An 8,338-nucleotide genomic window follows, 5' to 3' on the forward strand; every position below is an offset into this window, starting at 1 on the left:
GCCGGCCTCTTCGTCGGTCCGGCGGGCGGATCGGCTCCGCTGCGTCCCTCGATCCCGGCCGACGGCGCATCGTGGCGCGAACCGAAAGTTAGATTGGTCCCATGAAGCTCGAACTGCGTGGCATCACGAAGCGCTTCGGCGCGCTCGTGGCCAATGACCACATCGATCTCACCGTCGAACCCGGTGAGATCCACTGCCTCCTCGGCGAGAACGGCGCGGGCAAGTCGACGCTCATGAACGTGCTCTACGGCCTGTACCAGGCCGAGGAGGGGGAGATCCTGCTGGACGACGCGGTCCAGCACTTCTCCGGTCCGGGTGACGCCATGAAGGCGGGCATCGGGATGGTCCACCAGCACTTCATGCTCGTCCCCGTCTTCACCGTCGCCGAGAACGTCATGCTGGGCCACGAGGAGACGAAGGCCGGCGGGCGCCTGGACCTCGCTGCCGCGCGCGCCCGGGTGCGCGAGATCTCGGACCGCTTCGGCTTCGACGTGGATCCCGACGCCCTGGTCGAGGACCTCCCCGTCGGCGTCCAGCAGCGGGTCGAGATCATCAAGGCCCTCTCCCGCGACGCCCGGGTGCTCGTGTTCGACGAGCCGACCGCGGTGCTGACCCCGCAGGAGACCGACGAGCTGATCGCGATCATGCGCCAGCTGCGTGCGGCCGGGACCGCCATCGTCTTCATCACGCACAAGCTCCGCGAGGTGCGCGAGGTCGGAGACCGCATCACCGTCATCCGCCTCGGCAGAGTCGTGGGGGAGGCGTCGCCGACGGCGAGCAACGCCGAGCTCGCCTCGCTGATGGTGGGCCGCGCCGTCGAGCTGACGGTGCAGAAGGAGCAGGCGGTGCCGGGCGACGAGGCCCTCGTCGTCTCGAACCTCACCGTGCGCGACGCCAACGGCCAGGCCGTCGTCGACGACGTCTCCTTCGAGGTCCGCCGCGGCGAGATCCTCGCGATCGCGGGCGTGCAGGGCAACGGCCAGACCGAGCTCACCGAGGCGATCATGGGCCTGCAGGAGCGGGTCGAGGGCTCGGTGACCCTGGACGGGCGCCGCCTCGACGGGCTGTCCGTGCGCCGCGTCCTCGAGTCGGGGGTCGGCTTCGTCCCCGAGGACCGCACCGAGGACGGTCTGGTCGCCGAGTTCACGATCGCCGAGAACCTCATGCTCGACCGCAGCGACCGCGGTCCGTTCGTGAAGGGACTGGGCCTGCGGCTGAAGGAGCTCGAGCGCTTCGCCGAGGAGCGGGTGCGCGAGTTCGACGTGCGCGCCCAGGGGATCGGCACCCACGTCGGCCGCCTCTCCGGAGGCAACCAGCAGAAGGTGGTGCTCGCGCGCGAGCTCAGCCGGGAGCTGCGGCTGTTCATCGCGGCGCAGCCCACTCGCGGCATCGACGTCGGCTCCATCGAGTTCGTCCACAAGCGCATCGTCGAGACGCGCGACACCGGGGTACCCGTGATCGTGGTGTCGACCGAGCTCGACGAGGTCGCGGCGCTCGCCGACCGCATCGCGGTCATGTACAAGGGCGGGATCATCGGCATCGTCCCCGCCGACACGCCCCGCGAGGTCCTGGGGCTCATGATGGCCGGGCAGGCGCCCGCCGAGAAGGGAGCGGCGGCGTGAGCGACGCGCAACTGCCCGCGGTCGATCCCGACGCGGAGACCGAGAAGGCGTCCGGGCTCGAGCGCGGCCAGAAGCCGGATCAGGAGGTGCGCCCCGGCCCGCTCGAGAGCGGTGCCTCGCGTGTCCTGCGCGACATCCTCTCCGGCACCGCGCTGATGTCGGTGCTCGCCGTGCTGCTCTCCCTCATCGCGGGCGGCGTGCTGATCGCCGCGACCGACAAGGACGTCCAGGCGGCGTCGGGCTACTTCTTCGCCCGGCCGCTCGACACCCTGCAGGCGATCTGGCAGTCCGTCTCCGGTGCCTACTCCTCGCTCTTCCAGGGCTCGGTCTACAACTTCCGCCGCGAGGGCTTCGCCAACGGCATCAAGCCGCTGACGGACACCCTGGCCTTCGCGACCCCGCTGATCGCCGGCGGCCTCGGAGTGGCGCTGGCCTTCCGCGTCGGCCTGTTCAACATCGGCGGCCGCGGCCAGATGCTGATCGCCGCCGCCTGCGCGGGCTGGGTCGGCTTCTCCTTCGACCTCCCGTGGGGCGTGCACCTGATCGTCGCGCTCGCCGCCGGCATCCTGGGCGGCGCGCTCTGGGGCGGACTCGTGGGACTGCTCAAGGCCCGCACCGGCGCGCACGAGGTGATCCTCACGATCATGCTCAACTACGTCGCGTTCTACCTGATCTCCTACCTCCTGCGGACGCCCGGCGCGCTGCAGGCGCCCGGCTCGAACAACCCGAAGTCGCCCGGGATGAAGGAGACCGCGGTCTTCCCGGCGCTCCTCGGCCCCGGATACTCGCTCACGCTCGGCTTCGTCTTCGCGGTCCTCGCGACCGTGTTCGTCTGGTGGCTCCTGAACCGCTCGACGATCGGCTTCAAGTTCCGCGCGGTGGGGGAGAACCCGCACGCGGCACGGGTCGCGGGCATCGACGTGAAGAACAGCTACGTGTACGCGATGCTGCTCTCCGGCGGCCTGCTCGGCCTGGCCGGCAGCGCCCAGGTGATGGGGACGGTCACGACCGGCTTCACCTCCGGGATCGACGCGGGCATCGGCTTCGACGCGATCACGGTCGCGCTGCTGGGCCGCTCCCGCCCCTGGGGTGTGTTCTTCGCCGGCATCCTCTTCGGCGCCTTCAAGGCGGGCGGCTACTCGATGCAGGCCGCCGAGGGCGTGCCGATCGACGTGGTCCTCGTCGTGCAGTCGCTGATCGTCCTCTTCATCGCCGCACCGCCGCTGGTGCGCGCGATCTTCCGCCTCCCGACGCCCGGGGCCGCCCCGAAGCGCCGCACCCGCCGCACCTCGGAGGTGTCCGCATGAGCACCGCCGTCGCCACCGCCCCCGACCGCGTCGTGATCCGCAGCTGGAAGGCGCCGATCGCGTTCGGCGTCTTCGCGCTGCTCGCCGTCGTCCTCTTCGTGGCCCTCGGCCGCGACGGGACGAGCTCGTTCCGCCTCGCCGCGGGGACCGACTTCTTCGCGCTGCCGGACATCCCGTTCCCGACGCGGGGGACGGGCGTGGTCGTCGCGATCCTCCTGGTCGCCCTGGCCGTCGCGTCGGCCGCGCTCACCCGCGCCGGCCGCCGGATCCCGCTCTGGCTCTCGGCGGTCTTCGCCCTGGTCTTCCTGATCGGGTTCCTCGTCTGGGCGTCGGCCGGTGCCGCGCTGCCCGTCTCGGGGCTGCTGCTCGGGACCGTCGGGCTCGCCACTCCGCTGATCTTCGGCTCGCTCGGCGGCGTCATCTCGGAGCGGGTCGGAGTCGTCAACGTCGCGATCGAGGGGCAGCTGCTCGCCGGCGCCTTCACCGCGGCGATGGTCGGCTCCCTCACCCGCCAGCCGGTGCTCGGCCTGCTCGCGGCGATGGTCGCGAGCGTCCTGGTGTCGTTCGTGCTGGCCGCCTTCGCGATCAAGTACCTGGTCGACCAGGTGATCGTCGGAGTCGTGCTGAACGTGCTGGTGACCGGCCTGACGAGCTTCCTCTACTCCCAGGTCCTCTCCGCCGACGCGTCGACGTTCAACTCGCCGGTGAAGTTCGACCGCCTCCCGATCCCGGTGCTCAGCCAGGTGCCGATCGTGGGCGCCGTCCTGTTCAACCAGACGGTGATCGTCTACCTGATGTACTTCGCGATATTCGCGGTGTGGTGGGGCCTGTTCAAGACCAAGTGGGGCCTCCGCCTGCGCGCCGTGGGCGAGCACCCGCAGGCCGCGGACACCGTGGGCATCGATGTCGCCCGCACGCGCTTCTGGAACGTCTCCCTCGCCGGGGCGATCGCCGGAGTCGGCGGCGCGTACTACACGCTCGACGCGGTCGGCGCGTTCGGCAAGGAGATGACCGCGGGCGCGGGCTTCATCGCCCTGGCCGCCGTCATCTTCGGCCGCTGGGACCCGATCAAGGCGACGCTCGCGTCGCTCCTGTTCGGCTTCGCGACCAACCTGCAGAACGTGCTCGGCGTCATCGGCTCGCCCGTGCCCAGCGAGTTCATGCTGATGCTGCCGTACGTCGTGACGATCTTCGCGGTGGCCGGTCTCGTCGGCCAGTCCCGCGGACCGGCCGCCGCCGGCAAGCCGTACCTGAAGTCCTGAGAGGAGCCGTCGTGACCGACATCGACTGGGAGGCGCTGCGCGAGGCCGCCCTGGAGGCCATGAGCCACGCCTACGTCCCGTACTCGAAGTTCCCCGTCGGGGTCGCCGCGCTCGTGGACGACGGCCGGACGATCTCGGGCTGCAACGTCGAGAACGCCTCCTACGGGCTCACGCTCTGCGCCGAATGCGCGCTGGTGTCCTCGCTGCACATGACGGGCGGCGGCCGGCTCGTCGCCTTCACCTGCGTCGACGGGAAGGGCGGCGTCCTGATGCCCTGCGGGCGCTGCCGCCAGCTGCTCTTCGAGCACTCGGCCGAGGGCATGCTCCTCCAGACCGTGTCGGGCGTGAAGACGATCGACGAGGTCATCCCCGACGCCTTCGGCCCGCGCACGCTCGAGGCCTACGCCGCCTCCTAGCGCCGCCGTCACCGCTCCCACTCCCGAACCGAGGACTCCGCATGACCCGCACCACCCCCGTCGAGGACTTCGACGCCGTCGACATCATCCGCACCAAGCGCGACCGCGGCACGCTCTCGACCGCGCAGATCGACTGGCTGATCGACGCCTACACCCGCGGCTACGTCGCCGACGAGCAGATGGCGGCCTTCGCGATGGCGGTCCTGCTGAACGGGATGGAGCGCGACGAGATCCGCGACCTCACCCTGGCGATGATCGCCAGCGGCGAGCGCATGCGGTTCGACGGACTCGGCAAGCGCACGGTCGACAAGCACTCCACGGGCGGGGTCGGCGACAAGATCACGCTGCCGCTGATGCCGCTGGTCGCCTCCTTCGGCGTGGCGGTGCCCCAGCTCTCGGGACGCGGGCTCGGCCACACGGGCGGAACGCTCGACAAGCTGGAGTCGATCCCGGGCTGGCGGGCCGACCTCGGCAACGAGGAGATGCTGGAGCAGCTGCGGACGGTCGGCGGCGTGATCTGCGCCGCGGGCTCGGGCCTCGCCCCCGCCGACAAGAAGCTCTACGCGCTCCGGGACATCACCGGGACCGTCGAGGCGATCCCGCTGATCGCGTCCTCGATCATGTCGAAGAAGATCGCCGAGGGGACCGACGCCCTGGTGCTCGACGTGAAGTTCGGCTCAGGGGCGTTCATGGTCGACATCGAGCGCTCGCGGGAGCTGGCGCGGGCGATGGTCGACCTCGGCAACGACGCGGGGGTGCGGACCACCGCGCTGCTGACCAGCATGAACGTGCCGCTCGGTCTGGCCATCGGCAACGCGAACGAGGTGCGGGAGTCGGTCGAGGTGCTCGCCGGCGGCGGTCCCTCGGACGTCCGGGAGCTGACGCTGGCCCTGGCCCGCGAGATGCTGGCCCTCGCCGGGCAGCCGGACGCGGACGTCGAGCGCGCCCTCGACGGCGGCGCGGCGATGGACACCTGGCGCGCGGTCATCCGCGCTCAGGGAGGGGATCCGGATGCGGCGCTCCCCGAGGCCCGCGAGACCCACGTCGTGGTCGCCGAGCGCGACGGCGTCCTGGTGGAGCAGCAGGCGCTGCCGTTCGGCATCGCCGCCTGGCGCCTGGGCGCCGGACGCGCCCGACAGTCCGACGCGGTGCAGCACGCGGCGGGGATCGACCTGCACGCGAAGCCGGGCGACCGCGTCCGCGCGGGCCGGCCCCTGCTCACGCTGTCGGCCGACGAGCCGGAGCGCTTCGCCCGGGCGCTCGAGGCGCTCGACGGTGCCTACCGGATCGGCGACGACGGCGACGAGGTGCTCGACGGCGGCCCCCTCGTGGCGGAGCGCGTCTCCTAGCCCTGCGCCGCCCGGCACGGAGGAGGCGCCGCCCGGCGAGCCGCTCCCGCCGACCCTCTAGGGTGGTCGGCGAACCACCGCCGACCCGCGAGGAGCACCGTGACCGATCAGACCGAGGAGTACCTCCTCCCGGGCGAGGGCGTCCTCATCGACGAGCTCCCCAAGGTGTCGCTGCACGACCACCTCGACGGAGGGCTGCGGCCCGGGACGGTCCTCGAGATCGCCCGCGAGACGGGCGTGCCGCTCCCGGCCGAGGAGCCGGATGCCCTCGCCGAGTGGTTCCGCGCCACGGCCGACTCCGGCTCCCTCACCGACTACATCGCCACCTTCGAGACGACGGTCGCCGTGATGCAGACCGCGCCGGCGCTCGAGCGCGTGGCCCGCGAGTTCGTGCTCGACCTCGCCGCCGACGGAGTCGTGCACGGCGAGGTGCGCTGGGCGCCGGAGCAGCACCAGCGCGCCGGGCTCTCGCTCGACGCGGCTGTCGAGGCGGTCCAGGAGGGACTGCAGCAGGGCGTGCAGGAGGCGGCGGCGCAGGGACACCGCATCCGCGTCGGCCAGCTGATCACCGCGATGCGGCACGCCGACCGCTCGCTCGAGGTCGCCGAGCTGGCGCTGCGCCACCGCGAGCGCGGTGCGATCGGCTTCGACATCGCCGGAGCCGAGGCGGGCTTCCCCGCCTCGCGGCACCGTCCCGCCTTCGAGCTGCTCGCGGCGGCTCACTTCCCGACCACGGTGCACGCGGGGGAGGCGGACGGCCTCGACAGCATCCGCTCGGCCCTGCTCGACGGCCGCGCGCTGCGCCTGGGCCACGGCGTCCGGATCGCGGAGGACATCCGCATCGAGCGCCAGGACGACGACGCGAGCTACGTGACCCTCGGCGAGCTCTCGGAGTGGGTGAAGGACCGCGAGATCGCCCTCGAGCTCAGCCCCTCCTCCAACCTGCAGACCGGCGCCGTCGCGGCGTGGGGTGCCGAGCTCGCCGACCACCCCTTCGACCTGCTCTACCAGCTGGGCTTCCGCGTCACGGTGAACACCGACAACCGCCTGATGAGCGCGACGACCCTCAGCCGCGAGCTCGCCCTCCTGTCGGACGCGTTCGGGTACGATCTCGACGACTTCGAGGCCTTCCAGCTGAACGCGGCTCACGCCGCCTTCCTGCCGCTCGACGAGCGCCGCGAGCTCGTCGAGACGATCAGCGCCGGCTTCGAGGCGGCCTGACGGTGCCGCTCGACGCGCTTCCCGAGGAGGCGGTGGCCCTCCGCCACTCCGCCGGATCCTGGCGGGAGGCCGTCCTCGAGGCGGGCCGTGCTCTCGAGCGGACCGGCGCGGTGGACGCCGCCTACTCCCGGCGCATGGTCGAGCAGGTCGACGTGCTCGGGCCGTACATCGTCATCGCGCCCGGGCTCGCCCTCGCGCACGCCCGGCCCGGCAACGACGTCCTCGCGGACGGCCTCTCCGTCGTCACGCTGGCCGAGCCCGTCGCCTTCGGGCACAGCACCAACGATCCGGTCTCGGTCGTCATCGGGATCGCCGCCACCCAGGCGCACGGGCACGTCGGCTTCGTCTCCGGGCTCGCCGACGTGCTCAGCCGTCCGGACGCGGTCGGCGCCCTCGCCGCCGCCCGCACCCTCCGCAGCATCAACGCCGTCCTCACCGACAGCACCCCGCACCACCCGCACCACGGAAGAAGCGCATGAAGATCGTCACCCTCTGCGGCGCCGGAATCGGCACCTCCGCCATCCTCAAGCTCGGCGCCGAGCGCGCCCTCGAGACCCTCGACCTCGAGGCCGAGGTGATCGCCTCCGACCTGGCTTCCGTCGACGCGCTCGCCGCCGACGCGCAGGTCATCCTCACCTCCGGCGAGCTCGTCGACCGCATCGGCCGCACCTTCGCCGAGGTCGTCGTCATCGACAACTACCTCGACCAGAACGAGATCACGGAGAAGATCGAGCGGGCGCTGGGCTGAGCTCGACTCTGAGCCGCTCCCTGCGCGGCTCAGCGCGGTCGGCCTCCCGACGGGGTGCGTTCCGCAGAGCGTATTCCGTCGGGCTGCCTCGAATCGCTGCCACGCGATTCTCGGACGCGCCCTCCACCTTGCGGTGAGAGGGCGCTCCCTCCTCCTGCTGGTCGAGTAGCCGCAGAGCGGCGTATCAAGACTCCCATTTCCAGGGCGCGATGTGTCTACCGTGCGGTGGGAGGGCGTCCGTCGTCCGCCCCTTCTGGTCGAGTGGCCGCGGAGCGGCGTGCCGAGAGTCGGCTTCCTGCGCGGACGGCTGCCCGGACCTCGGGGGGTCAGCGGGCGGCCGTCCGCGCAGGAAGCCGACTCTCGGCACGCCGCTCCGCGGCCACTCGACCAGAAGGGGCGGACGACGGACGCCC

At 71.9% G+C, this 8,338-nt stretch carries 8 protein-coding genes; all 8 read left to right on the forward strand.

Features of this window, described 5'->3' with window-relative positions:
* Positions 1–101 precede the first annotated feature (101 nt).
* The 8 genes from C5C30_RS02685 (at position 102) to C5C30_RS02720 (ending at position 7,925) form a co-directional block, all read left to right on the forward strand.
* Positions 102–1,622, forward strand: coding sequence for an ABC transporter ATP-binding protein (locus C5C30_RS02685; protein ID WP_104226419.1), 1,521 nt, complete (start codon positions 102–104; stop codon positions 1,620–1,622).
* Positions 1,619–2,929, forward strand: coding sequence for an ABC transporter permease (locus C5C30_RS02690; protein WP_219827775.1), 1,311 nt, complete (start codon positions 1,619–1,621; stop codon positions 2,927–2,929). The genes C5C30_RS02685 and C5C30_RS02690 overlap by 4 nt, the downstream gene beginning before the upstream one ends.
* Complete coding sequence (locus tag C5C30_RS02695) at positions 2,926–4,191, forward strand: ABC transporter permease (RefSeq protein WP_104232837.1); 1,266 nt, start codon at positions 2,926–2,928, stop codon at positions 4,189–4,191. The genes C5C30_RS02690 and C5C30_RS02695 overlap by 4 nt, the downstream gene beginning before the upstream one ends.
* Before the next feature lie 11 nt (positions 4,192–4,202).
* Entirely contained in the window at positions 4,203–4,607 is a 405-nt protein-coding gene (locus C5C30_RS02700; RefSeq protein ID WP_104223180.1) for a cytidine deaminase, read from the forward strand.
* A gap of 41 nt (positions 4,608–4,648) precedes the next feature.
* Positions 4,649–5,956 (forward strand): thymidine phosphorylase, encoded by a 1,308-nt coding sequence (locus tag C5C30_RS02705; protein ID WP_104261600.1) that lies wholly within the window; start codon positions 4,649–4,651, stop codon positions 5,954–5,956.
* Positions 5,957–6,055: 99 nt separating this feature from the next.
* Positions 6,056–7,177 (forward strand): adenosine deaminase, encoded by a 1,122-nt coding sequence (locus C5C30_RS02710; RefSeq protein ID WP_104249478.1) that lies wholly within the window; start codon positions 6,056–6,058, stop codon positions 7,175–7,177.
* A gap of 2 nt (positions 7,178–7,179) precedes the next feature.
* Positions 7,180–7,656 (forward strand): PTS sugar transporter subunit IIA, encoded by a 477-nt coding sequence (locus tag C5C30_RS02715; RefSeq protein WP_104223177.1) that lies wholly within the window; start codon positions 7,180–7,182, stop codon positions 7,654–7,656.
* Entirely contained in the window at positions 7,653–7,925 is a 273-nt protein-coding gene (locus C5C30_RS02720; RefSeq protein WP_104226416.1) for a PTS sugar transporter subunit IIB, read from the forward strand. The genes C5C30_RS02715 and C5C30_RS02720 overlap by 4 nt, the downstream gene beginning before the upstream one ends.
* Positions 7,926–8,338 lie beyond the last annotated feature (413 nt).

The organism is Rathayibacter sp. AY2B5 (assembly GCF_002931645.1).
Classification (GTDB): Bacteria; Actinomycetota; Actinomycetes; order Actinomycetales; family Microbacteriaceae; genus Rathayibacter.

What these genes read in the sequence shown, in the direction of transcription:
- C5C30_RS02685 (WP_104226419.1), top strand. Translation starts at nt 102, where the DNA reads ATGAAGCTCGAACTGCGTGGCATCACGAAGCGCTTCGGCGCGCTCGTG.
- C5C30_RS02695 (WP_104232837.1), top strand. Translation starts at nt 2,926, where the DNA reads ATGAGCACCGCCGTCGCCACCGCCCCCGACCGCGTCGTGATCCGCAGC.
- C5C30_RS02705 (WP_104261600.1), top strand. Translation starts at nt 4,649, where the DNA reads ATGACCCGCACCACCCCCGTCGAGGACTTCGACGCCGTCGACATCATC.
- C5C30_RS02720 (WP_104226416.1), top strand. Translation starts at nt 7,653, where the DNA reads ATGAAGATCGTCACCCTCTGCGGCGCCGGAATCGGCACCTCCGCCATC.